The sequence below is a fragment of the Mycobacterium sp. DL99 genome (assembly GCF_004762045.1).
Lineage (GTDB): Bacteria > Actinomycetota > Actinomycetes > Mycobacteriales > Mycobacteriaceae > Mycobacterium.
The window spans coordinates 737432-763589 of the sequence record NZ_SJOM01000007.1; the positions used below are offsets into that span (position 1 = coordinate 737432).

The window sequence follows — 26158 nt, forward strand, 5'->3', positions numbered from 1 at the left end:
ACCACCGGTGGGGTTGTTGACGTTGCCGGCACCGCCGGTGCCGCCGTTGCCGAGGGCGCGGGCATCACCACCAACTCCGCCACCAGCCCCGCCGGTGCCACCGTTGCCGGTGAGCAACCCACCCAGGCCGCCCGTCCCGCCGGTCCCGCCGGTCGCACCGGCTGCCCCGCCGGTGCCGCCGTTCCCGATCACGCCGGCGTTGCCACCGGTGCCGCCCTTGCCAGTGTCGAACCCGGCCCCTCCGGCGCCGCCGTTGCCGAAGATGCCGCCCTTCCCGCCGGCGCCACCATCGAGATTGCCGACGGTGCCCGCACCACCGGCGCCACCATTGCCGATCAGACCGACGCCGCCGCCGGTGCCGCCACCGAAGCCGTTGCCGCCCTGACCGAACAACATCCCGCCGCTACCACCGTTACAGCTGGCTGCGCAGTCCCCGGCCACGGTGCCGTAGCTGTAGCCCTTCCCGATCAGGATCCCGGCGTTGGGATTCTCAGCAGTCCCGTCACCGATGAACATCCCAATCAGTCCGCGGCCCCCCGTGTCGAGGCCATCAAGATTCAGACCGGCCGGCCTGTCGGCCGGACCACCAGTGGCGGGCGCGGCCGAGGACGCCTTTGCGCTGACAGCCGCGGCCAAGGACTCCCCACCACCAGACAGAACTAGCTCATCGATCTGTTCTCCCGGGGCGATCGCAGGACTGCCGCCGCCGCCGATCAACCCGCCCAACGCTTTGCCGGTCGCATTCAGCGCTGCTTCCGGCAGGCCCTGAAGCCCTGCCGCGATACCCGCCGGGATGGTCGCCAACTCGTCGGGCGTGGGCCACTGGGTGGTCATTTGCGTGACAAGGTCCTGCCACGCCGCCTGCACGGTGCCCCCGGTCATGATGTTCTGTGCGCCCGGGTCCGCGATGGCCGAGGCGATTCCTTGTGGCAGGGTCTGCGCAAGCAGGCCCAAGAAGCCTCCGCCGGTGATGATCGAGGCGCCGGGCCCAAGCACGCCCCCGACTCCGCCCACCCCGTTGAGGACTGCGTTGCTCACCGCGGCCGGCAGGTCCGCCAGGGCAACGATCGTGCCGACCAAATTGCCACTGGTGGCGGCGTCGTAGGTTGCCTGCAGGTCGGCACCGATCGCAGCCGTGACCGCGGGAAGCGTCCCCTGCACCACCACCGCCCCCGCAGCGGTCACAAATGCGCCCGTGAGGTAGACGGCCGCGGCCGCGAGGCTAGTCGCGATGTGCTGTGGGATCGCCAGCGCCCCTTGCATCGGCATCAACACATACAAGAACGTGTCGAAGATCGCGCTGTTCACACCAGTCATGAACCCCACGAAATCACCGGCATCCAACGCGGCGACCGCGGTCTGCATGGTCGCGGGGTACGTCGTTCCGAAATACTTCACCGCAGCAGTGGCCGCAGCCTGGTACGCGCCGATATCGATCGCGGCGTATTCGATCAGATTGGCCGTCATCTGCCGCAGCAGTGGCGCCGGCACCGCCCACATTCCCTGACCGACGGCATACACGTTGTTTGCCGCATTCATGCCGGTGTTCAACCACGTCTGCAACGGGAACGGCGCCGCCACCAACCCGACGTCCGCCTCCACCACAGGAGCCCGCAAATCCCTCACATTCGAATCAACGGGACTGACTGGACTCAAAGCTATGGCACCAGCACCAACAAGCGCGGTGGTGGCAGTGAGATATGGCCGAACGGATACTTCCACTTGGACTTTCCCTTCTAGACGTAGATGACGTTGGACATTGGTGCGGTTGCTTTTTCGAACTGAATGCCGATGTTCGGGCCGACGGGCGAAATGCAGTCCGGCCTACGCGCCGAGATGAGCACCTTGCTGAAACACGTTTCAGTGTCGAATTGCCTACTTGCACATGCTATTTCGCCGAATAGCTGGGATGTGAAAATGGCAGACGGGTGTGATGAAATCGCTTGCCGGGGGCCGAGACGTGTGTGGCCGACGCTGTTAGCGGGGGCGGCGCAATGGGTGTGGCGGGGATGGCGCTGGCACACCCGCCGGGGTGACCCCGGCGGTCATGTAGGGCCGTAGGGAGATTTGCAAGGTGTGTTCCTTCCTGGCACGGGCTGGGGACGCCTGAAGGTAGCCAGTGAGAGGCTCTAGGAACATGATCTCGGGGAATTTCGATTGAAGCCGCGACGTGTGGGTGCGTCGATATCACGCCGGTGAGCTGGGGATTCACTGCTTCGGCTGCTCGATCGGCAGCGCGCATGAACGTTCAAGATTCAAACATGGTGCCTACGAGCGGGATTCATCAGCACCGAACTGAAACCAGTTCCGTGTGGCATCGGTCGTGCCGTTGATCGCCGCGCCGGGTGCTTCTCGAATCAGCTTGTGAGAGTGGGTGGCTGTCCCAATCTGCATAGACCGCGTTCGTTCGCTGCGCTGTGATCGCAACAGCGGGAGTTCGCCTGGCTGACGGGAGTTGCGGAGTTGGAAGTACTTTGGCGAATCAGCGACGGATTGAAAAGTGCAGGGCTGTCTGCCGCGTCGTAGCCGCCCGAGCGGGAATGCTCGGGCGGCTAGGGGAACTCTCGTTTGGACTCAGTCCGTCGCGAACGCGGCCTGGGCTTCCTTGTCGAGGTCGACGTAGGACTCCTCGCTGACGTCGACCGCGACGCCTCTGATGGTGCCGCCGGTGAACCGACCCGGATTCTGGTACAGCGACGACACGTTGTCGCCACTGTCGAACCCGACGCACAACCCGTCGCCGGCGAGCGCGAACTTGCCGATCTGTGCCCGCATCGGACCCCTGGCCGCTTCCTTGCCGTCCACGTAAAGGATTGTGGTGCCGGTGGATTCGCCGTTCGGGCCCTTTCCTTCCCGTTTGAACTCCATGCCCAGTGCGTGCTTGCCCTCCGGCAGCGGACCGGAGACGAAGACCTGCTCGGGTTGAATGCCCAGGAAGTTGTAGACGTAGTGCAGCTTGTTGTCCTTGATGAACAGGGCATGCCCGCCGAAGCGTGAACCGTGCGCGAACAGCACGCCCTGAGCGTCCTTGGTCATGTCGACGTCGGCGATGATCTTGTAGGACCGGCCGCGGATGTTGGCCGCCACGCCCTCAGGCACCGGCGCAGTCTCCGGGTAATAGAGGTAACGAGTGCGGGACGGTTCGAACTGCGGCCGCTCGATGGTGATCAGCTCGACCGCGGTGCGGTCGTCGAGGGGAAGCACGTAGTTGTTCTTGGCCTCCTCGTTCCACGCGTCGATCAGCTCCTTGAGCTTGGCCGGATTCTGATCGGCCACGTTCTTCGACTCGGAACGATCCTCGTCGACGTGGAACAGCTCCCACTTGTCCTGATCGAAATGGCCCTTGCCGCTGATCGGTGCGTGCAGCGCCGCCGCCTTCCAGCCGTCCTGCCAGATCCCGCGGGTGCCCAGCATCGCGTAGTACTGACGCTTCTTGGTGGTGGGCGCATCGGCACCGTCGAAGGTGTACCGCATCGACACCCCATTTATCGGGTACTGCTTGATGCCGCGATACTCCTCCGGCATCTCTATACCCGCGACGTCGAGAATGGTTGGCATAACGTCAGTTGCGTGGTGGTACTGATGGCGCACCTCACCCCTGGCCTTGATGCCCTTGGGCCAGTGGATCACCATCGGGTCGCAGGTTCCGCCGGAGAACTGCGAATAGCGCTTGAACATCTGGAACGGTGTGGAGAACGCCACCGCCCAGCCCGTCGGATAGTGGTTGTAGGTGTCGGGAGTGCCGAGCTTGTCGATCATCTTCATGTTCTCGGCCAAGTCGTCGGGGTACCCGTTGAAGAATTTGTTCTCATTGACCGAGCCGTTGGGCGACCCCTCACCTGATGCGCCGTTGTCGGCGCAGTAGAAGATGAGGGTGTTGTCCAGCTGTCCGGTCTGCTCCAGGTAGTCGACCACGCGGCCGACCTGGGCATCGGTGTACTCGGAGAAGCCGGCGAACACCTCCGCCATCCGGGAGAACAGCTTCTTCTCGTCTGCGTTCAGGGAATCCCATGGGCGTACCGCGTCCGCCTCCACGGCCACGTCTTCTGGCAGTGGATTGATCGGGGTCAGCTCAGTGCCTTTGGGCATGATGCCCTTGTCGATCATTCGGTTGAGCACCCATTCGCGGTAGGCCTCGTAGCCGTCGTCGAACTTGCCCTTGTATTTGGCCGAGTACTCCTCGGGGCTGTGGTGTGGCGCGTGGTTCGCGCCGGGGCAGAACCACATGTACCAGGGCTTGGAGGGGTTACTGGACCGTTGATCACGCAACATTCGGAGCGCTTGATCGGCAAGGTCTTTCGACAGGTGGTAACCCTGTTCAGGGGTATACGGCTGGTCTATGAACCGATTGTCTTCGGTCAGGCCGGGATACCACTGGTTGGTTTCCCCACCGAGGAATCCGTAGAAGCGGTCAAATCCCTTCTGCAGCGGCCACTCTGATTTGCTGCCGCCGCTGGAGACGTCCTCTTCGGGCACATTGTGGTTCTTGCCGACCCAGAAGGTACTGTAGCCATTCTCCTGGAGCACCTGGCCGACCGTCGCGCACTGCGCAGGCAGCCGGGCTGCCGCGCCCGGGAAACCTTCGGAACCCTCGGTGATGCTCGCGAACCGATTCACATGGTGATTACGGCCGGTCAAGAGGCAGGACCGGGTGGGCGAGCACAGCGCCGTGGTGTGCCACTGCGAATAGGTGAGTCCGTTGTCGGCCAGCTTTTGCAGCGTCGGCATGTTGATCCGGCCGCCATAGGGCGACCATGAGGCCATGCCGGTGTCGTCATAGAGCACCACCAGAACGTTGGGTGCACCCTCGGGCGCGTGCTTGAGTTCGAAGGGCTTCCAATCCGGTTTCGAATCACGAATGTCGAGTTCGATCTTCCCGTTGAAGCCCTCGTTGATGCCCGTGCCGTAGTCGGGCGGGCCGGTGTGTCCGCCGGCACTGGGCTTTCCTGTGTCGTCGCAGCCGGAGGTCAACGCACCCACGGTGGCCGCACCTACTCCGGCGGCAGCGATGCCTCCCAGCATCGAACGTCTCGATAATTTGCCGCGCTGATTGCGATCGGTCTCGGTCATGTCATCGTGGTTCGATTCCATGTTGGCTGACACTAGGCCCGATCAGGTGCACTGTCCCGGGAAATCGCCGCACGACCTTGCAACAGTCGACAAGCGTTGTGTGCCATGACATCTCTTGCGGCAGACCGGTGCTTGCGAGGGCCGCACACAGGCTTGTCGATCGCCCTTTTGGGGGTGGTATTTCTACAGGGGTATCGGCCGGTTCAGGTCGTCGTGGTCGTCATCGGTGATTAGCTCGTGGACGCTCCGCAACGTCGCGGCGCACGCTGCGCGCTCGGTCGGGTCGAGGCGGTCCAGTACTCGGCTCAGTTCGCGCCGGCGTCGGGTGGTGATCTGCCGGACCAGTTTGCGGCCGCGGTCGGTCAGCGACAGCGTGACGACGCTGCGGTTGGTGGGGTCGGAACCGCGAACCAGATGACCGGAGGCGTCCAACCGATCGGCCAGTCGGGTCACCGTCGACCCGACCACGCCGAGCGCCTGAGCGCACTCCGTCGATGTCGACTTCCCGCGCTCCTGCAGCACGAGCAGCAGCCGGAATTGCGGAAGCGAGATCTCCAGTTGCTCCACGCTGCGCAGCGCAACGCCCACCAGATCTCGGGTTGCCACTTCGAATGCCGATAGTTCGTCGACCGGAGTTCGGGTCATATCGTGCTGCGGCGCGCTGCCCATCCAGTGAGTATCCCACGGAGAGCCGGTGCGGTGGCTGTGAGTTTCTGGCGTGGGCATGGGCATGGGGCTATGCCCGGATCCTTGCGGTGACGTCAATTGCGGATCGTTTTGTATGCAAAAACCTGTTATGTCAATGTGATTCGCGAAGCGCTCGTTTGCCGGTCGTGCAGCCTCCATTGTCTTCGGCACAATCTCGGCGAACGTCCAGCCGCCGTGCCCATACTGATTACCGTGCGCCTGAAGTCATGGTCGACGGCGGTGTGGCGATATGTTCGCAGCGCCCCGCTGACCTATGCGTGGTTGGCGATTCTGCTCGTCACCACGATCATCCAGCGCCAGACGCATGGTCGGGAGCTGCACGACCTCCTGGTCCAGAGCTCGACCAACATCCACCATCTGGGGACCGATCCGCTCTACGTGCTATTGACGAGCCTGTTCTGGATCGATGGCCGGTTCTGGACCCCGTACCTGGTGCTCTTTACCCTCATTCTCGCGCCGGCTGAACGTTGGCTAGGCCAAATTCGTTGGCTTGCAGTCGGTTTGATTTCTCATGTGCTGGCGACTTACATCAGCGAGGGCTTGCTGTACCTGGCGATCCACGATCACCTCGCGCCTGAGCGGCTCGTCCATGTCCGCGACGTCGGGGTGAGCTACTTCCTCGCCGGGGTGGGCGCCGTGCTGGCCTATCGCTTCGCGCGGCCGTGGCGGTGGCTGTACCTGGGTGCGGCGTTCATCTTCTGTGGCGCCGCGTTGGTGAGCAATATCAACTTCACCGCGATCGGGCATGTGTCGGCGCTGTTGATCGGGCTGTGCTGTTATCCGCTGACGCGGCGGGCGCGGGCGCGGGCTGGGGCCGCGTCGTCACTTTCTACCGCAGGGTCGTGACCGCGACGGATCAACAGCCCTGGTGTAGAAACCGGCGCGGCCCCGGCTCGCCCTCACGCCCGCGGCTGGGACAACAACGCCACCACCGCGTCGGTCAACGTGGCACGGGCGATCTCGAGATCCGAGGTGAAACCAACTTGGCGTTCGTTGCTCAGGCCCCGGATCGCGGCGGGAAGCAGACACCGCACCCGGTACAGCTGGTCCGGGTCGAGGTCGAGCCCGTCCATCAGATAGTCGAAGCCTTGAATCCAATCGAGTTCGCGCGCCGCGAAAGCCGCTGCTGTCTGCGGGTATTCGGCGGCGATATCCGAACGCCGCGGCGGCAGCGAGGTGCGCAACGCCGTGAGCGCCCGTCCCTCGGTGGTGTCCAGGTACGTCCAGGTGGAGTCGATGGCCGCGGTGACCCGCTCCCGCAGGGTGCCGCTGCGCGACGGCCGGGCACCCGGATTGGATGCCCAACTGCGGGAATGGATCTCGGTGATCACCGCCACCCACAGCCCGTCCAGGTCGCCGAACTGGTGCTGCACCGTGCCCCAGGTGACGCCCGCATCTTTGGCGATGCGGTTCGCCGACACCGGCTCGCCACCGCTGTCGGCCAGACAGCGGATGGCGACGTCGAGCAGACGCGCGCGGGTCTCGAGGCCGCGCTTGTTCAGCCGGGTGCCCGCGGCCGACTGGACGACCGCCGACGGAACCGCGGCCTGCCACTGCTCCAGAGCACGGGCGGCCTGCGGGGATTCGCGGGCGCTCAGGCAAACCTGCCCGGGTTCGCCGCGACAGCTCGCCGCAGCGTCGGCCGGTCCGCCCGGTAGGCCTGCACCACGGGCGCGAGTTCGTGTGGGCTCGCCCCATGCATGATGACGGAGTGCACGCCCAGGTCGTACTGCCGGGCAATCGTCTTCGCGCAGTCCTGCGGTGACCCCTTGGCCACCGAATCCAACCATTCGGTGGGAATCAGCTCGGCGATCCGCTGCAGCGTCTCGAATGAGGCACTGGCGTCGATGGGCCCGGCGGTGGCGGCATTGGTGAACAGCTCGGACTGCCTGATCCGGTCCCACACCGCACGATCCCAGCCGTTGGCCGTGACGAGCACGTCCGGGTAGGCCTGCAGATACGTCGCCAGCCGGCCAACTCCGCGGCGCATCTGGTCCTCCGGCGACAACGCGTCGGGGACTGTTGCCAGGCACGCCCAGATGCGGACGCTGTCGGGATCCTTGCCCGCGCGTTCCGCGCCCCGGCGCACTGCCGCGACCGACGATGTCGTCGCCTCATCGGAGAAGAAGGTATGGAGCACAACGAAATCGGCGATCTCACCGGCGAGTTCCATCGTCTTGGGGCCGACCGCCACCAAGCCGATGGGAGGTCCGTCGGGCAGGCCGCTGGCGTGGCGCAGGAACGGCCACTTTCCGGCCGGGCCGTCATGGTTCAGGATCATCTCGCCGGCCCAGAGCCGGCGCAGGATGCCGAAGAAGTCACGGAGTCGGGCCTCGGTCACCACCGGAAGACCGATCGCGTTCCAGTACGCCGCCATTCCACGGCCGAACGCCATGGCGAAGCGGCCCTCGGTGAGCGCGTGCATCGTCGATCCCACTGTGGCGGTGACCGTTGGGTGACGCGTGTGGTAGTTGGTCGACGGCGCGATCCCCAGGCTTGTGCTGCAGCCCGCCACCGCGCCGGAGAGCACCGCTGCGTCCTTCACCGTGAAGCGCTCACCGATGTGGCAGGAACCCAAACCGAGGCCTTCGGCCGTACGGGCCTCGGGCAGGACCACCCGGACATCCGCGGGGTGACGGGTCACCGCGTAATAGCCGAGCTCGTTGAGCTGGTCTTCTGGCTGGTTCGTACTCAATGACGTGCCTTTCGTTCCGCGGACGTCTAGCACTGTCTGCCACGGCGACGGCGATTGTCAATGAGGGTTCTCAATGAATGGGAGGGTGTGGCGGCGTGAGCCGGGTTCCGGCAAGATCAGCCGCGTGCGCGACGGTGAAGAATGCCGTCCGCCGTGGTTTGTTGAAGTATTGTGCTGCAACCACTCTCGTGGTCTTCTGGTGCTGAAGCAGCTGCCATCATCGACGGTCGGTGACGACTCTCCCGCTACCGGTCCGGCCTACCACCGGGTGCCGTCGAGCCCCGGAATCACGCACCGGCCGTCAGCGGCCACCCGCCCAATCACCATGCCGTCATACCCCGTGCACGATGAGTTGAGCGGCTCGCAGGTGTTGACGGACGTGATCACCTTGTCGGGGCCGCAGGCGGAGCCGGGTGCTGGTGGGTCGGCATTGGCGACGGCGGTGCTGACGCCCAGCGTCAGTATTGCTGCGGCAGTAACAACGAGTGAGCGGGTCGCGTCGATCATGATCGGTACCTCCGGCCGATGGCCCCCGACAAGTGTTGATGCTACTCGTGTGGTCTAAATCGTTTCCGGTGATCGCGCGCCAGATTTGCTTAGGTGAGCAGGAAGGATTCCGCCGATTCGAGTTAGCTGGCAATTTGCTATACGCCGCTGACTCGTATGTATGGAGCCGATGACGGGAATCGAACCCGCGTATTCAGCTTGGGAAGCTGATGTTCTGCCATTGAACTACATCGGCATGGTGCTGACGAAGGATAGCAACTCGGCCTGGGTTGTGGGTAAGGCGGGCGGACAACGCCGCCACGAGTCTGAGAAATTGACGCCGGCTGACCCGTGGGGCAGCCCCCGCCTGGCGAAGGTTGTCGACGCGGCCGTTCGACCGTTGCCCAGTGCGGACCCGGTGCTTCGGGCGGCATGGCGAAAGATACGACCCCAGAACATGATTCCTGTTCGCGCCCGTCCCTGAGAGTCGCATAACAGCTTGGGCTTTCGCTCTCAGGCGCCCTGTCTACCGTCGGTCGTCCTGGGCTCCATCCGGCGCTGAATGGAGCGAGCAGGCCCGCGCGACGGGCCCAGTCTATCGAGGGGTTTTCCCATGGATGTTGTTATCGGTATCGCCATGACCTCGCGCGATGCCCGACTTCTCCTGGTGGAGGGCACTCGCGGCGACGGCGCGATGATCGACCACGACGGTTTCGACGCGCACACCCGCATCGGCGTCGAGCACCCCGACTTCAGTGAGCACGTCGTCAACGCGGTGCTCGGCACCTGCGCCGCCGCCCCGGCGAACGGATACGTCGTCGACCGCGTCGCCCTGACCTGGACCGACGAGGTGGCCAGCGAGGCCAAGTCGATCCTCGACGCCCTCAAGGAGCTGGGCATTGCCAACGTCGAGGTGGTCTCCACCAACGACGCGCTCGCAGCCGTCGCCGAATACACCGTTCAGATCGCCGACTGCGACTCGATCGCGCTGTGCGTGATGGAACCCGACGAGACCATGTTGGCCGCGATCGGCGCCGAGGGCGAGGACGGTACGCGCCGAACACACAGCCGCCGTCTGGTTGGACCTGATGCGGCCACCGCAGTGTTGGCGCTGCGCGGCGTCTGTGACGGCTTCTCCGAACCGATCTCCGCGGTTGCCATCGCGGGTTCGAAACCCAATGCGGAAAGTCTTGTCGAGGAAGCGAATTCGGTGATGTCGCGGCCGGTCGTCCTCGGTGACGACGCCGCCCTGCTGCTGGCACGCGGCGCGTTGCTCGCCAGTGCAGACCGTCGCCACGAGGCCGCGCCGGCAGTCAAGCGTGACCCTCTGACGCACACCTTGGCGATGGTCGTGGCGACAGCGGTGCTGATCGTGGCGGGTGCGGTGTTCCTGGCGGTGACCATGCGCGGGGGCCCTCGCAACTCGCCGCCGCAGGCGTCGACCCCGGTTGAACATGCCGCGCCGATCTCGCCGCCCGAGCTGCCGATCCACACCGTCGTGCGCAAGGTGGTGCCACTGGTTGGGAGGGCGGCTGGGAAATCCTTGGTGGGGCCCGACGCCGACACCGCCTTGCCGCCGTTGCCGCAGGTGGTCCGTCGGTAACCGATACGCTCGTCGGGTGCTGCTCTCCGATAGGGACATCCGGGCCGAGATCGCCGCGAAACGCCTGGCCATCGAGCCGTTCGACGATGCCCTGGTGCAGCCGTCGAGCGTCGACGTCCGTCTGGACACCCTGTTCCGGGTCTTCAACAACACCCGCTACACCCACATAGACCCGGCCAAACAGCAGGACGAGCTGACCAGCCTGGTCGAACCCGCGGAGGGTGAGCCGTTCGTGTTGCACCCGGGCGAGTTCGTCCTCGGCTCCACGCTCGAGGTGTGCACGCTGCCCGACGACCTGGCCGGTCGATTGGAAGGCAAGTCCTCGCTGGGCCGTCTCGGATTGTTGACGCACTCGACGGCCGGGTTCATCGACCCGGGGTTCTCCGGGCACATCACCCTGGAGCTCTCCAACGTCGCCAACCTGCCGATCACGTTGTGGCCCGGCATGAAGATCGGCCAGCTGTGCCTGCTGCGGCTGACCAGCCCGGCCGAGCACCCGTATGGCAGCGACAAGGTCGGCTCGAAATATCAAGGTCAGCGTGGGCCGACGCCGTCACGTTCGCATTTGAACTTCATCAAGTCGTAGGCGCTCTTGCCGAGTGGCTAGTTATGACACGTAAACGGGCGATTCGCGTGTCATAAGTGGCCACTCGGCGTGCATCCGGGGCCTGGCTGCCTACGTCTGTGTCGTTTTCTACGTGTGCGTTGTGGAATTGGTGATCAACAGCGCTGGTGTAGAAAACGGCGAGGCTTCGGCGGGGGCTGGGCGCTGCGACGCGGGGTGAGCATGCCTGGTTGGCCTGCTTCTGCGTGGTTTTCTACGTGTGCGTTGTGGAATTGGTGATCAACAGCGCAGGTGTAGAAAGCGGCGAGGCTTCGGCGCGGCTGGGCGCCGCGACCGCGGGGCCGCCGCGACCGCGAGGCAGATGCGCACACTCGGCAGCCCAAACCCAAGCCCGGTGAACTTTCAGTAACCACACCGCAACACGAAACACGGCTGAAACACGCGCGCCGCGTGGCTGAAACGCGCGCCCGACATTCTCGTCGAGACCAAAGGAGCTCGACGTGCCCGAAATCGATCCGGCCGCCACCGCCTGGCTGCTCGCCAGCACCGCGCTGGTCCTGTTGATGACCCCCGGCCTCGCCATCTTCTACGGCGGCATGGTCCGCACGACCGGCGTGCTCAACATGATCATGATGAGCTTCATCTCGATCCCGCTGGTCACGGTGGCCTGGCTGCTGGTCGGCTACACCCTGGCGTTCTCGGACGACGCCGGTGGCGGTCTGATCGGCGGCCTGCAGCACTTCGGCATGCTCGGCATCACGCCCAGCACCTCCCACGGCGCGGTACCCGAACTGCTGTTCGCCACGTTCCAGCTGACCTTCGCGATCATCACCGCCGCCCTGGTCAGCGGGGCCATCGCGGACCGGGCGAAGTTCGCCGCCTGGATGTTGTTCGTCCCGCTCTGGGCGGTCGCGGTGTACGCCGTCGTCGCGCACTGGGTCTGGGGCCCGGGCGGCTGGCTGGCCGGCCTCGGCGTCCTCGACTACGCCGGCGGCCTCGTCGTCGAGATCGTCTCCGGTTCCTCGGCCCTGGCGCTGGCCCTGGTGCTCGGCCCGCGCATCGGCTTCAAACAGGACGCGATGCGCCCGCACAACCTGCCCTTCGTGCTGCTCGGCGTCGGTCTGCTGTGGTTCGGCTGGTTCGGTTTCAACGCGGGTTCGGCGCTGGCCGCCAACGGCACCGCCGCCGCGATCTTCCTCAACACCCTGGTCGCGGGCTGTTTGGGCATGCTGGGCTGGCTCACGGTCGAGCAGGTCCGCGACGGCAAGCCCACCACCTTCGGCGCCGCCTCCGGTGTGGTGGCCGGCCTGGTGGCGATCACCCCGTCGTGCGGCACCGTCAACACCCTTGGCGCGGTCGTAGTGGGCCTGGCTGCCGGCGTGGTGTGTTCCTTTGCGATCGGCCTCAAGTTCCGGTTCGGGTACGACGACTCGCTCGACGTCGTAGGTGTGCACTTCGTCGGCGGCGTGGTCGGCGTGCTGCTGATCGGTTTCCTGGCCACCGAGGTGATGACCCAGGGCCCGCAGGGCCTCTTCTATGGCGGCGGGCTGACCCAGCTGGGCAAGCAGCTGCTGGCTGTGGTCGTCGTGGCGGTCTACGCGTTCACGGTGTCGTACGGACTCGCCAAGGCGATCGACCGGTTCATGGGATTCCGGCTCAGCCCCGAAGACGAGACCACCGGCGTCGACTTCACCCAGCATGCCGAGTCCGCATACGCCGAGGGTGTGCACGGGCACCTGCCGCAGCGCCGACCGGGATTGTTCGGCGGCACGCTGGGGCAGTTGGGGCACTTTGGCCAGCTCGGAGACCACGAACAGCGTCCCGATCCGGCCGAGGAAGACAGCGCGGGATGAACCGGCCGGCGCTCTTTGTCGTAATGCCGAGTAGGGTCTAACTAACCGGCGCCGGCACGCACAACGCCGCCGCGGTCCGACCGGAGTCCAAGCGCTGTAGCTAACGAGCGCAGGTGTAACGATCGAGCTGGTTACGCCGATGAAGGTTCTAGTTGTCGGTTCGTGCGGAATGTGTGCGCAATGGCGACAAACGCAGTGTAGCAAACACATTGGAGGGCTCGGTGGACATCGTATTGGGTGTGGCGATGGCACCTACAACGGTCCGCATGGTGCTGGTCGAGGGGGAGAAGGCCGACGGAGTTACCGTCGATCACGACGTCTTCGACGTCACCGCCGGTGAAGATTCGGCAACCATCAGCGCGGCCGATCAGGTGGTCGCCGCGATCCTCGGAACCCAGGAGAGCGCGACCGCGGGCGGGCACCATCTGAAGTCGATCGGGGTCACCTGGACCGACCATTCCGACGCCGCCGCACTGCGCGACACCCTGTCCGCGCACGGCATCGACGACGTCATGCTGGTCTCCGAAAGCCATGCCGCCGCCGCGCTGGCTCAGGCGGTGGGCCGCGCGGTCGGTTACGACACCACGGCGCTGCTGTTCATCGACCGTGACGCCGCGACGCTGTCCGTGGTCAAGACCGACGACGGTTCTGTGGTCAAGGTGCTGAGCCGCTCCCTGCACAGCGCCGACGCCATGGCCGTGCTCACCGATATGGCCGCCGCCGTCGACGCCGCCGATTCCGCACCGCGGGGCATGTTCGTTCTCGGCTCAGGCGTCGACGTCGCCTCGGTCAAGGCGCACCTGGAGCCTCTGGTGTCGCTACCCGTCAGCGCCCCGGACGAGCCCGAGATGGCGCTGGCGCGCGGTGCCGCACTCGCGTCGGCCAATGCTCCGGCGTTCGAGGCCACCACGGTCGGTTTGGCCTATTCGCAAGATCCCGACGGGTCGACCGCGGGCAGCGCCTACGCGCTGGCCGGCCTGGCCACCGAGATGGCCCCGGCCGGTGCCGATGCCATCGACGGGGTGGACCTCGTCGCCGACGAGATGCCGATGGACGAGGAGCGCAAACCCTTCCTCCTGGTGGGTTCGGCGTTGACGTCGGTGTTCGTGGTTGGCGTTGTGGCCCTGGTTATTTCGCTTGCGGTGAGCATCCGGCCGACGGTTGATCAGCGTCCGGCCCCGGCGCAGGGCGCAGTGGCGCCCAGCGCCCCGGCCAAGCTGCCGGCCCCGGCGCCGCCGCCAGAAGCTGCCGTACCGCCGCCACCGGCCCCGCCGCCAGAGACCATCAAGGCCCCGATCCCGGTGGTGCAGGAAGCCCCGGCGCCCGCACCGCAGGCTCCGCCGCGCACGGTCTACGTCGAACAGCCCGCCGCGGCCCCGCCGCCCGCGCCTGAGGCGCCTGCTCCGGCACCCGAAGCTCCGCCCGCGCCGCCGCCACCGATCTACAACCCGCCGGCGCCGTACATCCCGCCGCTGGTCGTGTTGCCGCCTGCGCCGCGGCTGCCGAACATCTTCCGCCCGCCGTGGGAGCAGTCTCCGCGGTGGGACCCGCCGTCGCGCCACGAACAGGAAACCCCGCAGTGGCCCGGTTCAGGCTCAGATGACTGGGGCCCGGGATCGGGTTCGGGTCCGAGTTCGGGCTGGAACCCGGGCCGGGGATCCGGTGACTGGAACCCCGGCCGTTCAGGCGGGTCAGGCGACTGGAATCCGGGTGGCTCGGGATCCGGCGACTGGAACCCCGGTCGTTCCGGTGGTTCTCACAAGTCGGGTGGCGACGGCGGACCGCTGTGGCCGTTCCCGTCGTTCGGCGGGCACTGACACCAGTCGGAGTCAGTCCCTCGACATCGCCGCCGCGAAGTGCCGCTCGACGTCGATGTAGGCGTCGTCGGCGACGTCGAACACCACTTTGACGATCTCACCGCCGGTGTAGTCGAAGCGGCCGCTGTAGTCGGTGGTGACCGGGTCGGAACTGTCGTAGCCGATGCACAGGCCTTCGCCGCATAGTGCGTAGTGGCCGGTCATCGTCCGGATCTCCTTGCTGTCCACCGCGGTCTCGTCGATGTAAAGCGTTGCCGTGCCATAGGATTCGTTGTGCTCCCCGCTGCGCTGCTTGGCGAAATCCACCCCGATGACATGCCGCCCTGCGGCCGGCAGCGGAGCCTCGAGCACCTGCGCGGGCGGGATACCGAGGAAGTTGTGGACGTAGCGGACCTTGCCGTCCTTGACGTAGAGCGCCTGACCGCCGAACCGTGACCCCTGGGCGAAGATAACTCCCTCGGTGCCGGCTTCCACGACAACGTCGGCCAGCACCTTGAACGACACCGCGTGGGTGTTGGCGGCCGATCGTTCCGGGATCGGTGTCGTACCGGGGTAGTAGATGTACTGTCCGCTCGGTGGAACCGGAACGTTGAACTCCAGCGCCATGTACTCCGCCAGGTCATCGCCTGCCGCCGCCAAGTCGTTGAGTGGCAACACATTGTTGGCTTCGGCTTCGCGGAACCACAGATCGACGAGTTCCTTGACCTTCTCCGGATACTGGTCTGCCACGTCATGGGACTCGGATCGATCCATGTCGGTGTGGAACAGTTGCCAGCGGTCCTTGTCGAAGTTGCCGACGCCGCTGATGGGCCCGTGTTCGGTGACGGCCTTCCAGCCCCGGTGCCAGATGCCGCGGCTGCCCATCATCTCGTAGTACTGGGTTTCCTTGTGCGTGTCGGCACCGCCGTCATCGAACGAGTACCGCATCGACACCCCCGAAAGCGGATGCTGTGCAACGCCGTCCACCACTTCGGGCATCTCTACGCCGCATACGTCGAGGATCGTGGGCACGATGTCGGTGCAGTGGTGGTACTGCTCGCGCACCTCGCCGCGCGCCCTGATGCCCTTCGGCCAGGAGATGACCAGCGGATCGCACACACCACCCTGGTAGGTGTAGCGCTTGAACATCCGGTACGGCGTCGAGAACGCGACCGCCCACCCCGTCGGATAGTGGTTGTAGGTGTTCGGTGTGCCGAGTTGGTCGATCATCGCGAGGTTGTCCTCGATGTCGTCGGGCCAGCCGTTGAAGAACTTGCCCTCGTTCACCGAACCGTTGGGGCTACCCTCCCCCGAGGCGCCGTTGTCGGCGGCGTAGATGATCAGCGTGTTGTCCAGCTGGCCGGATTCTTCGAGGTAGTCGACGATCCGGCCGACCTGGGCGTCCGTGTACTCCGACATACCGGCGAACACCTCGGCCATCCGGGCGAACAGCCGCTTCTCGTCGTCGCTGAGCGTGTCCCATGGGCGCACGGTGTCTGCCTCGGCGAATGTTCCAGGTGTCATCGGGTTGATCGGCGTCAGCTCGGTGTCCTCCGGAAGGATGCCGCGCTCGATCATCCGGGGCAGCACCCACTCCCGGTAGGCCTCGTAACCATCGTCGAACGCGCCCTTGTACCTGTCGATGTACTCCTTCGGCGCATGGTGCGGGGCATGGTTGGCGCCCGGGCAGAACCACAAATACCACGGTTTGTCGGGCTCGGTCTGACGCGAATCCCGGAGGAACCCAATGGCTTTGTCGGCGAGGTCTTTCGAGAGGTGGTAGCCGTCTTCGGGTCCGTACGGCTGGTCGATGTAGTGATTGTCCTCGGCCAGCGACGGGAACCAGCTGTTGGTCTCACCGCCGACGAAACCGTAGAAGCGGTCGTAGCCCTTCGCCAGCGGCCATTCCTTCTTCGAGGCTCCAGCGGTCCAGGCGTCGATCGGGACATTGTGGTTCTTGCCCACCCAGTAGGTGCCCCAGCCTGCGTCACGCAGCACGGTGGCCATGGTGGCGTTCTGCGGCGGGATGTGCGAGCAGTAGCCCGGGAAGCCCATGGCCGTCTCCGAGATCGACGCGAAACCGTTGAGATGATGGTTGCGACCCGTCAAGAACGTCGACCGCGTCGGTGAACACAGGGCCGTGGTGTGCCACTGACTGTAGGTCAATCCGTTGGCGGCCAACCGGTCCATGGTCGGCATGTTGATCCGCCCGCCGTACGGCGACCAAGCGGCCATGCCGGTGTCGTCGTAAAGCACCACGAGCACGTTGGGCGCGTCCACGGGGGCCGGTTTGGCGGTGAATGCACTCCAGTCCGGAACGGAGTCTCGGATGTCGAGCTTGATCGTGCCTTTGAACGTGCCGTTGCCGTTGGCGGTTGCCATCGTTGCCTCCCTCAAGTCGGTCCGAACCCCATCACATCAGAAATCGGTATCGGCGGCGTGGACGGGAACATGCTCCAGCGAGGCGCCCATCGGGATGAGCGCCTCGCGCCGAACACTGGCCTCGAACGCGGTTGTCAAGGCCGAGAAGTGATAGGCAGCCCAGGTGTGCAGATGTGGCAGGCTGACACGTTCTCGCTCGTGTGGATCGGTCGTGAGGTTGATCAGGCGCGGAGTGGGGAGTCTGGCGGCCGCGTCGGACATGTACTTCTGTTCGACGAGAACGAGTTTGAAGTTTCGCCAGCGCGCGCCGTACATCTCCGGACCCATCCAGTAGATGTAGCCATCGCGGTTCGACTTCGTCGTGGCGCCGGTGAGCCAGTCCAGCTGATCGACTCCATCGATCACGCGGTCATCGGGTATCGGGGCGCCGGCGGCCCGCAGGATCGTGGTGAACCAGTCGGTGACATGCATGATCTCGTCGCTGGTGCCGCCGTTCGGAACCCGCCCGGGCCACCGGACGATGCAGGGCGTGCGAAGGTTGCCCTCGCCCCCGGCGAAGTAGGAGCCTTCCCAGAAGCCGGGCGACCCGCGCCACAACAGCACATCCTCCGGGCCGTTGTCGCCGGCGAACACCACCAAGGTGTTGTCGGCCAATTCTAAATCGTCGAGCAGGCGCAGCACCGCGCCGAAATCGGTGTCCAGTTCCAACAGGCTGTCCGCCCAATCGCCTTGCTGTGTCCGACCTTTGAACTCTTCACGCGGAATCACCGGCATGTGCAGCAAGGAGTGATTGAAGTACAGGAAGAACGGCGTGTCAGCGTTCTTCGCCCGGCGGATGAACGTCTCGGCGCGGTGCAGATACTCGATGTCGCAGTCCCGCCGAACCTCCAGTGTCAGCTGGTCGAGCTCGGTGACGTCAGGCTGGCCACGGCGGATCTCCAACATCCGGCTGACCGGATCGCGGGCCGGGTCATACCACGGGTCCGTCGGCCACAGCGCCTCATCGTAGGTGCGGGGCGGCCCGTACCATTCGTCGAATCCCTTGTCTGTCGGCCAACGCCCAGCCCCCTCGCCGACGTGCCACTTCCCGAAGACGGCGCACGTGTAGCCCTGTGCCGACAACAGGTCACCCAGTGTTCGCTCCCACGCGACCAGCCCCCACGGGCCGGGGACACCGAGGGGAACGCTGTGGGTTCCGGACCGAATCGCGTGCCGTCCGGTCAGCAACGCCGACCGGGTGGGGGTGCACTGCGACTCCGGGCAGTAGTTGGTGAGGCGAAGCCCTTCCCTCGCGAAATCGTCGATCCGCTTCGTCAGTGCGCCACGAAACGGGCCGCCCGAATAGCAACTGAGCTCGCCGAACCCGAGGTTGTCCACGTGAAAGAACAGAATGTTCGGTGCACCTGTCATTCCGGACGCCCCTTTATCTCAACGCTGATGCATGTTGAAGGCTGTGACACCGAGGTCGAGGATGCCGAGCAGTGACTCGTAGGCGGCTGGGTCTCCCGACAGCGTCTCGGGCGCAGTGTCGATCGTGAGCTTGTCGGACGTCGTCGAGACGACGGCCTGCGTGTCGTCGGCGATACCGTCATCGACGATCAGGACGCGGTTACGGACCCGGACAGTGAAATCCTCACCGATGTCGCTGAGTTTGATCCCGATGATCAGGTTTGCGCCGGCCGCTTTGTCGGTGTCGACGTGGTAGCGCCAACCGCGGATCTGTTCGCCGGCCGTGGGCGTCCCCATCACGTGCATCGTCTGGGAAAGCACCGCGTCGAGATCGAGGCTGCCTTCGAGTTCGAGCGCCCCGGTGAGGTACCAGGACCGGGCGATCGGATTGATTTCCTGGTATCCGCGAGCGCGGAGGGCGGCCGCCTTGACTAGTTTCGCATCGTCGTTGTCGGGGGCGGCGCGCACGACGAGTTGCGCCAGTTCGGCCGCGAACTGGTGATCGCCGTCGGCGTGGGCGGATTTGGCCGCATCCAGCGCCGCGTCGGCGCCGCCCATCAGCTCGACGAACCGGGCGGCTTTGACTGCGGGCACGCTGGGGTAGAGATCGGTGGCATCGCCGCTGAACCAGCTGACCCAGCCGGTGAAGAACTCGGGCACCGTGGTGAACGGCGTGCCGTACATCGGCACCGTGTAGGGCGGGTCGTACACGTCGACGGGAATGTCTTTCAGGGCACGCTGCAGCTCGGTCGGTGTATAGCCCTTGTTGATGAGCCGGATCGACTGGTCCCACATCCATTGCGTGGCATCGCGATACCGCGTGACGGTGTCGATGATGTTCTGCCGGCCTTCGATCGGCATGATGTGCGAACCAAGCAGCCACTGCGGCTCGAGGTCCAGGACGCGGTCGAGTGCGCCGAGGTAGTTGTTCGGGATGCGCGGTTTGGATCCACGGATCGTGTGCATGTTGGGCAACCCGGTGAAGAATTCGTCGGCGATGATGACCAGGTCGAAGGCGGGGATGTGGATGCCGAATTCGGAAATCGCCTCCCCACCGGTGTAGAAGATCTCGAGGGTGATGCCGGCGATGGTCAGCGTGGTGTCACCGGAGAGCAGCCGGGTGGGCGGCAGGTAGCCGGTCTCGCCGCCGCGGGGGACCAGTCCGATGCCGTGGTGGTGGCGCTCTTCGGGACCCAGGAGCATCCCGCCGTAATAGGCGGCACCCATCGCCTGGCGCACGGCGATCTCGCCGAACTCGGCTCGCTTTTCTTCCTCGAAGTTCGCCCACGCGTAAATCGGGACGGCGCCGGACGCCACGTCGGCCGGGTCGACGATGGCTGTGGTGCCGTTGTAGTGGTCGGTGTGGTGGTGTGAATAGAAGACAGCCTTGACCGGTTTGTCCGAGATCTTCTTGATCTCGGCGGCGATCACCGTTCCGGACTCCAGGTTGACGCCCGTGTCGTAGACGATGAGACCGTCGTCGCCTTCGATGATGGTGCTGTTGCCCAGTGATCCGCCCGGGCAGTACACCGTCCACACCGGCAGGTCTCCGCACGAATACGTTCCTGCCTGGTCGACGGTTCTGCGGCGGTGCTCCAGAAAGTAGTCCGGCCAGGACCGTTCAACGTCGTACGGGTTGGTCGGCATCGCGGACGTCCTTGCTTCGGGGCTTCTGGGGTCAGAGCCCAACTTATCGTGCGACCGCCCGGACGGTATGCGCGATCAACCGTCACCTGACGTTGGCCTGCCGCTCAGTGTCGCGTAGCAGCTAGCTCATACTGGCCGCCTATCCAGGCAGTATGCGATGCACCGTTTTCGGTACCGGCTATCTGGGCGCGACACATGCGGCGGGTATGGCCGAGCTCGGCCACGAGGTGATCGGGGTCGACATCGACCCGGGCAAGGTGGCCAAACTCGCCGCCGGTGACATCCCGTTCTACGAACCCGGGCTGCGCAAGGTGTTGAACGACAACCTGTCTGCCGGGCGCCTGCGGTTCACCACCGACTATGACGAGGCCGCCGACTTCGCCGATGTGCACTTCCTCGGCGTCGGCACCCCGCAGAAGAAGGGCGAATACAGCGCCGATCTGCGCCACGTGCACGCCGTCATCGACACCCTGGTGCCACGGCTGCGCCGGTCGGCGGTCATCGTCGGCAAGTCCACCGTCCCGGTCGGTACCGCCGCCGACCTGGCCGAGCGGGCCCGCGGCCTGGCACCCGCTGATGTGGACGTCGAGGTGGCCTGGAATCCGGAGTTCCTCCGCGAGGGGTACGCCGTGCACGACACGCTGCACCCGGATCGCATTGTGGTTGGCGTGCAGCATGATTCGGTGCGGGGCGAGGCGGCTGTGCGTGAGCTCTACGCGCCGCTGATCGCAGACGGGGTGCCGTTCCTGGTCACCGACTTGGAGACCGCCGAGCTGGTCAAGGTTTCCGCCAACGCGTTCCTGGCCACCAAGATCTCGTTCATCAACGCGATCTCCGAGGTTTGTGAAGCCGTCGGCGCCGACGTGACCATGCTGGCCGACGCGCTGGGTTATGACCCGCGTATCGGACGACGATTCCTCAACGCGGGTCTGGGCTTTGGCGGTGGCTGCCTGCCCAAGGACATCCGGGCGTTCATGGCCCGCGCCGGCGAGCTCGGCGCCAACCACGCGCTGACCTTCCTGCGTGAGGTCGACAGCATCAACATGCGCCGCCGCACCGCCATGGTGGAACTGACCACCCGGGCCTGCAGTGGTTCGCTGCTGGGCGCCAACATCGCGGTGCTGGGCGCGGCGTTCAAGCCCGAATCCGACGATGTGCGCGACTCGCCCGCACTCAACGTCGCCGGCATGCTGCAGCTCAACGGCGCTGCGGTCAACGTGTATGACCCCAAGGCGATGGACAACTCGCAGCGGGTGTTCCCCACGTTGAACTACTCCACCTCGGTCATCGAAGCCTGCGATCGGGCCGACGCGGTGCTGGTGCTCACCGAGTGGGCCGAGTTCGTCGACCTGGACCCGGCCGAGCTGGCCGACACGGTGCGCGTCAAAGTCGTTGTGGACGGCCGCAATTGCCTGGACGCGCAGCGGTGGCGGGACGCCGGATGGCGCGTGTACGCGCTGGGCCGTCCAGTCGCCACTGTTTGACGCTTGTAGAACAAATTCCGCAGTCGTAGGCTCGGGCCATGCGGGAACGAATCCGGTGGATGGCCCTGCACGGGGTGGTTCGAGGCATCTCTGCGTATGGGATGCGTCATGGGGATCCGCAGGCTCGGCTCATCGCCGACCCCGCGGTGCGGGCCGACCCGGCACCCTTCGCCGACGAAATGCGCCGTCGCGGATCGATTGTGCGCGGCCGCGCCATCTTGATGACCTTCAACCACGACGTGGCCACCGAGCTGCTGCGCTCCGATGACTTCCGGGTTTCGCGGCTCGGCGGCAACCTGCCGAAGCCGCTGCGCTGGGTCGCCGACAAGACCGACAACGGGTCGCTGCACCCGCTGCTGCCCCCGTCGCTGCTGGCCGTGGAACCGCCCGATCACACCCGCTACCGCAAGCTCGTCTCCTCGGTGTTCACCACCCGCGCCGTCGCCCGGCTGCGCGAACGGGTCCAGGAAACGGCCAACGAACTGCTGGACTCGATGGACGACGACGGCGTGGTCGAGATCGTCGACCGGTACTGCGCACAGCTGCCGGTCGCCGTGATCAGCGACATCCTCGGTGTGCCCGACGCCGACCGGTCCCAGATCCTGCGCTTCGGTGAGCTCGGCGCGCCCAGCCTGGACATCGGATTGACTTGGCGGCAGTACCAGGAGGTGAACTCCGGTATCCACGGATTCGAGACCTGGCTGACCGGTCACCTGCGTCAACTGCGGCGCAACCCCGGTGAGGACCTGCTCAGCCAGATCATCCAGGCCTCCGACGCCGGTGCGGCCGGGGAACCGCTCAACGAGTCGGAACTGCGGGCCCTGGCCGGGCTCGTGCTGGCGGCCGGATTCGAGACCACGGTCAACCTGTTGGGCAACGGCATCCGCATGCTGCTCGACCATCCCGAACACCTGCAGACCCTGGCGACGCGGCCCGAGCTGTGGCCGAACACGGTGGAGGAGATCCTGCGACTGGACTCACCGGTGTTGATGAGCGCGCGGGTAGCCCTCCGCGACACCGAAGTGGCCGGAACCCCGGTGCAGGCCGGAGAACTCGTCATCATCCATCTGGCCGGGGCCAATCGAGACCCCGCGGTGTTCACCGATCCGCACCGCTTCGACATCGAACGGGACAACGCCGGACGGCACCTGTCGTTCTCCGGCGGCCGGCACTTCTGCCTCGGCGCGGCCCTCGCCCGGGCCGAAGGTCAGGTCGGCCTGCAGACCTTCTTCGACCGGTTCCCCGATGCCCGGGCGGCCGGCGAAGGCAGCCGTCGCGAGACCCGCATCCTGCGCGGCTGGTCGACTCTGCCGATCGCGCTCGGGAAGGCACGCACAGCGGTAAGTTCGTGACGTGGACTTCCACACAGCACTCCTCGACCAGACCCGGAGCTTCGGGGAGCTGATCGCCTCCAGCGATCCCGATACACCGGTGCCGACGTGCCCGGACTGGACAATCAAGCAACTGTTCCGCCACGTCGGGCGCGGAAACCGTTGGGCGGCACAGATTATCTCCGAGCGCCGGGTGTCGGCCCTCGATCCGCGCGAGGTTCACGAGGGCAGGCCGCCCGATGATCCCGACGCCGCGCTCGAGTGGCTCAATGCGGGTGCGACCCAGATCCTCAAGGCCGTCGACCAGGTCGGCACCGACACCAGGGTGTGGACGTTCCTGGGCCCCAAACCCGGGGGTTGGTGGATCCGGCGACGCGTACACGAGGTGGCGGTTCACCACGCCGACGCCGCGCTGGCCGTGGGAACCACGTTCGTCCTGCCGGCCGACCTCGCCGCCGACGCGGTCAGCGAGTGGCTCGAGATCTCCACCGGTATGGCCAAAAAGCGGCACGGCGAACCGCTCGCGTTCGGCGCCAGCATCCACCTGCATGCCACCGACGACGGTCTGGGCCCCACCGGCGAATGGACGGTGGAGCACGACGAAGACGGCCTCGGGTGGTCACACAGCCACGGCAAGGGCACCGTCGCGCTGCGCGGGCCGGCCAACGACCTGCTGTTGGCCGTCACGCGCCGGCGGACCGCGGCCGAACTCGGGCTCGAGGTGTTCGGCGACACCGCAACTTGGGACGCCTGGCTCGACCGCACACCGTTCTGAGTGGCGTACGTTTCGTTCATGACCACATCCGAGATCGCCACGGTTCTGGCCTGGCATGACGCGCTGAACGACAAGGACATCGACACCCTGACCGCGCTGTCCAGCGATGACATCGAGTTGGGCGATGCCAACGGGGCCACCCAGGGGCATGCCGCACTGAGCGACTGGGCCGCATCTGTCGGCGACACCGTCACGCCGGGACGGATGTTCGTGCACGACGGTGTGGTCGTCGTCGAGCAGACCGTCCGGGCCTCTGACGGGACGGCTCACGCCGGAGCCGCTGCCTTCCGGGTGGTGCACGACCACGTCACCTCGGTGTTCCGCCATGACACCCTGGCTGCCGCTCTGGCCGCCACCGAGCTCACCGAGAAGGATCTCGCCGGCTGACACTATTTCGTCGGCGTCGCCAGCACCGCCGCGATCGCCGTCGTCAACGGGACCGACAGGGCCAGGGCAATACCGCCGACCGCGGAACGGGCGATCTCGATGGCCACGCTCTCACCCGTCAGCACGTCGGCCAATGACCGGTTGGCCACGCTGAACAACAGCAGCAGCGGCAACGCGCTGCCGGCATAGGCCAGCACCAGGGTGTAGACCGTGCTGGCGATGTGGTCGCTGCCCACCCGCATGGCACCGGCGAAGACCGAGCGCCTGGTGCCGCCGTGCTCGGCGAGCTCGAACACCGCCGAGGCCTGGGTGATGGTCACGTCATTGAGCACGCCCAGTGAGCCGATGATGAACCCGGCCAGCAGCAGGCCGGTGATCGACACGTTGCCCAGATACGCCGCGACCTCGTTGTTCTGGTCTTCGGACAACCCCGTCAAGTGAGCCAGTTCGATTGCCGCCCAGGACAATATGGCCGCCAACAGCAGTGAGGTCAGGGTGCCCAGCAGGGCCGCGCTGGTGCGCAGGCTGACACCGTGGGCCAGATAGATCACCGCGTAGAGAATGGCCGCCGAGGCCACCAGCGACACCGGGACCGCCGGGGCACCGTCGCGCAGCGCGGGCAACAGGAAGAGCATCAGCACCGCGAACGCCACGACGATGCCGATGATCGCACGCAGGCCCCGCCAGCGTGCCACCGCCACGATCACCACGGTGAACGCCGCGGCCAGCGCGATCAACGGCCAGGTGCGCTCGTAGTCGAAGAATGCGTAGCTCGTCGTACCGGCGGCATCGACCTGCCGGCTCACCCGGATATTGTCTCCGGCAACAAGATTCGGCTGCCCGGGCCCGGTGGTGAACTCCAGCAACGTCTTGGCGCCCTTGTTCGGGCCGGAATCGATGGCGACCAGGTTCTGCACACACGTGCCGGCACCCGGCTCGGCGGGCTGCGGCTTGGCCGTCAGCACACCTCCGGCCGACGGGCTGCCGCAATCGGCCAGGGTGCTGGACACCACGTGCCCGGCCTCGGTGGTGACGGCTCCGCCCGCGGCGTTCTGGAACGGCAGGGGGATGTCGACCCTCTGGTGGCTGGGCCACAGCACGGCCGCGCCGATGAGGACCGCGAGCCCGATGGCCACCAACAGGCCGACGACGATGCGTGCGGCCAACGGGCCCAGCGGAGACGGGCCGGCCAGCGAATGGGAGTGGGAATGCGTGTGCGCCACCCGGACAGCCTAGAGCGGGTGGCTGTCGGGTTCCTGGCCTCCGCGTGCGTAACGCAGTGGCGGGATCTGGCGCGATTTTCCGCCACCACGCTACATACGCGGGCCTACGCGCGTGCGGCAGCGATACTCAGCGAGTGGGTAGGTGGTGGGTGTGGTTGCTCTGGGGCGGTCTGGCGTGCTGGCTGGTCGGGTTCTGGTGGCACTGGTCGCACACCTCGTGGTGGATCTTCGACATCCTGATGATCCCACTCATGGGCGCGCTGTATGTGTTTGGGCTGGTGGCGGTGGTTGTCGCGGCGACCAGAGGCCGCCGCTGGGTAGTTCTCGCGACGGTGGTGCCGGTACTGGTTGTCGTCACCGTAGTGGTGAACTCGACATGGATGGTGGCACCGCGAACCTGGTTTTCGATGCACCGGCCGTTGTTCGAGCGGGCACTCGAAACCGATCCCGGGGCGGCGTATTACGGCAACGAATTGCCTTGGGCGTTACGGTTCCTCGTGGCTGAGGGGAGAGTGTCCAATCGAGGGGGTAGCCGCTTCTTTCCGCAATGGATCGGGATTCCCGACGATGCGGGCGGCTATCTGTACGACCCGAACGAATCCCCTGAAGGCGCCGACCTTTACGGCGACATCTGCACCAATCCCGTCGATCTCGGTGACGGATGGTGGATGTGCGGACTGCGCAACAACGGGTGGTAGTGGGCC

The 26158-nt window shown here is 65.9% G+C and carries 19 protein-coding genes, 1 tRNA gene and 1 pseudogene; 10 read left to right on the forward strand and 11 right to left on the reverse strand.

Annotation, left to right across the window (positions count from 1 at the left end):
- The 3 genes and pseudogenes from EYZ64_RS32290 to EYZ64_RS03705 all read right to left on the reverse strand — a co-directional run.
- Window positions 1-1617, reverse strand: a pseudogene (locus EYZ64_RS32290) (hypothetical protein); the annotation flags it as partial.
- Window positions 1618-2574: 957 nt separating this feature from the next.
- Window positions 2575-5091, reverse strand: coding sequence for an arylsulfatase (locus EYZ64_RS03700; protein WP_135451909.1), 2517 nt, complete (start codon window positions 5089-5091; stop codon window positions 2575-2577).
- Window positions 5092-5253: 162 nt separating this feature from the next.
- Entirely contained in the window at window positions 5254-5739 is a 486-nt protein-coding gene (locus EYZ64_RS03705) for a MarR family winged helix-turn-helix transcriptional regulator (RefSeq protein WP_135451910.1), read from the reverse strand.
- Between the two features lie 237 nt (window positions 5740-5976).
- On the opposite strand from EYZ64_RS03705, the gene EYZ64_RS03710 reads away from it, so the two are divergent.
- Entirely contained in the window at window positions 5977-6624 is a 648-nt protein-coding gene (locus tag EYZ64_RS03710) for a rhomboid-like protein (RefSeq protein WP_286175252.1), read from the forward strand.
- 53 nt (window positions 6625-6677) lie between these two features.
- Here EYZ64_RS03710 and EYZ64_RS03715 read toward each other — a convergent pair whose 3' ends face one another.
- The 4 genes from EYZ64_RS03715 to EYZ64_RS03730 all read right to left on the reverse strand — a co-directional run bounded on the left by EYZ64_RS03715 (window position 6678) and on the right by EYZ64_RS03730 (window position 9215).
- On the reverse strand, window positions 6678-7199 hold the full coding sequence (locus tag EYZ64_RS03715) for a TetR/AcrR family transcriptional regulator (protein WP_353653661.1): 522 nt from the start codon (window positions 7197-7199) through the stop codon (window positions 6678-6680).
- Between the two features lie 173 nt (window positions 7200-7372).
- Window positions 7373-8473: a TIGR03857 family LLM class F420-dependent oxidoreductase gene (locus tag EYZ64_RS03720; RefSeq protein WP_135451912.1), complete on the reverse strand. Its 1101-nt coding sequence runs from the start codon at window positions 8471-8473 to the stop codon at window positions 7373-7375.
- Window positions 8474-8731: 258 nt separating this feature from the next.
- Window positions 8732-8980 (reverse strand): hypothetical protein, encoded by a 249-nt coding sequence (locus EYZ64_RS03725; protein WP_135451914.1) that lies wholly within the window; start codon window positions 8978-8980, stop codon window positions 8732-8734.
- 161 nt (window positions 8981-9141) lie between these two features.
- Window positions 9142-9215: transfer RNA gene (locus tag EYZ64_RS03730), tRNA-Gly, on the reverse strand.
- Between the two features lie 357 nt (window positions 9216-9572).
- On the opposite strand from EYZ64_RS03730, the gene EYZ64_RS03735 reads away from it, so the two are divergent.
- The 4 genes from EYZ64_RS03735 (at window position 9573) to EYZ64_RS03750 (ending at window position 14797) form a co-directional block, all read left to right on the forward strand.
- Window positions 9573-10562: a DUF7159 family protein gene (locus EYZ64_RS03735; RefSeq protein WP_135451916.1), complete on the forward strand. Its 990-nt coding sequence runs from the start codon at window positions 9573-9575 to the stop codon at window positions 10560-10562.
- A gap of 16 nt (window positions 10563-10578) precedes the next feature.
- The gene (gene dcd, locus EYZ64_RS03740; RefSeq protein ID WP_039313451.1) at window positions 10579-11148 is read left to right on the forward strand and encodes a dCTP deaminase; all 570 of its coding nucleotides are present in this window, start codon (window positions 10579-10581) and stop codon (window positions 11146-11148) included.
- A gap of 479 nt (window positions 11149-11627) precedes the next feature.
- Entirely contained in the window at window positions 11628-12980 is a 1353-nt protein-coding gene (locus EYZ64_RS03745; protein ID WP_135451918.1) for an ammonium transporter, read from the forward strand.
- A gap of 221 nt (window positions 12981-13201) precedes the next feature.
- Window positions 13202-14797 carry a DUF7159 family protein gene (locus EYZ64_RS03750; RefSeq protein WP_135451920.1) on the forward strand — a complete coding sequence of 532 codons (1596 nt, stop codon included), beginning with the start codon at window positions 13202-13204 and terminating at the stop codon, window positions 14795-14797.
- A gap of 12 nt (window positions 14798-14809) precedes the next feature.
- Here EYZ64_RS03750 and EYZ64_RS03755 read toward each other — a convergent pair whose 3' ends face one another.
- The 3 genes from EYZ64_RS03755 to EYZ64_RS03765 are packed head-to-tail and all read right to left on the reverse strand — an operon-like array spanning window position 14810 to window position 20254.
- Window positions 14810-17158: an arylsulfatase gene (locus EYZ64_RS03755; RefSeq protein WP_135451922.1), complete on the reverse strand. Its 2349-nt coding sequence runs from the start codon at window positions 17156-17158 to the stop codon at window positions 14810-14812.
- Between the two features lie 36 nt (window positions 17159-17194).
- Entirely contained in the window at window positions 17195-18568 is a 1374-nt protein-coding gene (locus EYZ64_RS03760) for a sulfatase-like hydrolase/transferase (RefSeq protein WP_135451924.1), read from the reverse strand.
- A gap of 18 nt (window positions 18569-18586) precedes the next feature.
- Complete coding sequence (locus tag EYZ64_RS03765; protein ID WP_135451925.1) at window positions 18587-20254, reverse strand: alkyl sulfatase dimerization domain-containing protein; 1668 nt, start codon at window positions 20252-20254, stop codon at window positions 18587-18589.
- A gap of 152 nt (window positions 20255-20406) precedes the next feature.
- Here EYZ64_RS03765 and EYZ64_RS03770 point away from each other — a divergent pair, with 152 nt between their 5' ends.
- Genes EYZ64_RS03770 through EYZ64_RS03785 form a run of 4 tightly spaced genes read left to right on the forward strand, consistent with a single transcriptional unit; the run spans window position 20407 to window position 24231 of the window.
- On the forward strand, window positions 20407-21738 hold the full coding sequence (locus tag EYZ64_RS03770) for a UDP-glucose dehydrogenase family protein (RefSeq protein ID WP_135451928.1): 1332 nt from the start codon (window positions 20407-20409) through the stop codon (window positions 21736-21738).
- 38 nt (window positions 21739-21776) lie between these two features.
- Window positions 21777-23090, forward strand: a complete 1314-nt coding sequence (locus EYZ64_RS03775) for a cytochrome P450 (protein WP_167857695.1) — start codon at window positions 21777-21779, stop codon at window positions 23088-23090.
- 1 nt (window position 23091) lies between these two features.
- Complete coding sequence (locus EYZ64_RS03780) at window positions 23092-23844, forward strand: maleylpyruvate isomerase family mycothiol-dependent enzyme (RefSeq protein WP_135451930.1); 753 nt, start codon at window positions 23092-23094, stop codon at window positions 23842-23844.
- A gap of 18 nt (window positions 23845-23862) precedes the next feature.
- Window positions 23863-24231 (forward strand): nuclear transport factor 2 family protein, encoded by a 369-nt coding sequence (locus tag EYZ64_RS03785; RefSeq protein WP_135451932.1) that lies wholly within the window; start codon window positions 23863-23865, stop codon window positions 24229-24231.
- A 2-nt stretch (window positions 24232-24233) separates the two neighbouring features.
- On the opposite strand, the gene EYZ64_RS03790 is transcribed toward EYZ64_RS03785, so the two are convergent.
- Complete coding sequence (locus EYZ64_RS03790) at window positions 24234-25454, reverse strand: YibE/F family protein (protein WP_135451934.1); 1221 nt, start codon at window positions 25452-25454, stop codon at window positions 24234-24236.
- Between the two features lie 134 nt (window positions 25455-25588).
- On the opposite strand from EYZ64_RS03790, the gene EYZ64_RS03795 reads away from it, so the two are divergent.
- Window positions 25589-26152: a hypothetical protein gene (locus EYZ64_RS03795; RefSeq protein ID WP_135451935.1), complete on the forward strand. Its 564-nt coding sequence runs from the start codon at window positions 25589-25591 to the stop codon at window positions 26150-26152.
- Window positions 26153-26158 lie beyond the last annotated feature (6 nt).

Excerpts from the sequence above, each read along its gene's own strand:
- EYZ64_RS03700 (WP_135451909.1), bottom strand. The coding sequence starts at position 5,091 with ATGGAATCGAACCACGATGACATGACCGAGACCGATCGCAATCAGCGC.
- EYZ64_RS03705 (WP_135451910.1), bottom strand. The coding sequence starts at position 5,739 with ATGGGCAGCGCGCCGCAGCACGATATGACCCGAACTCCGGTCGACGAA.
- EYZ64_RS03725 (WP_135451914.1), bottom strand. The coding sequence starts at position 8,980 with ATGATCGACGCGACCCGCTCACTCGTTGTTACTGCCGCAGCAATACTG.
- EYZ64_RS03735 (WP_135451916.1), top strand. The coding sequence starts at position 9,573 with ATGGATGTTGTTATCGGTATCGCCATGACCTCGCGCGATGCCCGACTT.
- EYZ64_RS03755 (WP_135451922.1), bottom strand. The coding sequence starts at position 17,158 with ATGGCAACCGCCAACGGCAACGGCACGTTCAAAGGCACGATCAAGCTC.
- EYZ64_RS03760 (WP_135451924.1), bottom strand. The coding sequence starts at position 18,568 with ATGACAGGTGCACCGAACATTCTGTTCTTTCACGTGGACAACCTCGGG.
- EYZ64_RS03765 (WP_135451925.1), bottom strand. The coding sequence starts at position 20,254 with ATGCCGACCAACCCGTACGACGTTGAACGGTCCTGGCCGGACTACTTT.
- EYZ64_RS03770 (WP_135451928.1), top strand. The coding sequence starts at position 20,407 with ATGCGATGCACCGTTTTCGGTACCGGCTATCTGGGCGCGACACATGCG.
- EYZ64_RS03775 (WP_167857695.1), top strand. The coding sequence starts at position 21,777 with ATGCGGGAACGAATCCGGTGGATGGCCCTGCACGGGGTGGTTCGAGGC.
- EYZ64_RS03785 (WP_135451932.1), top strand. The coding sequence starts at position 23,863 with ATGACCACATCCGAGATCGCCACGGTTCTGGCCTGGCATGACGCGCTG.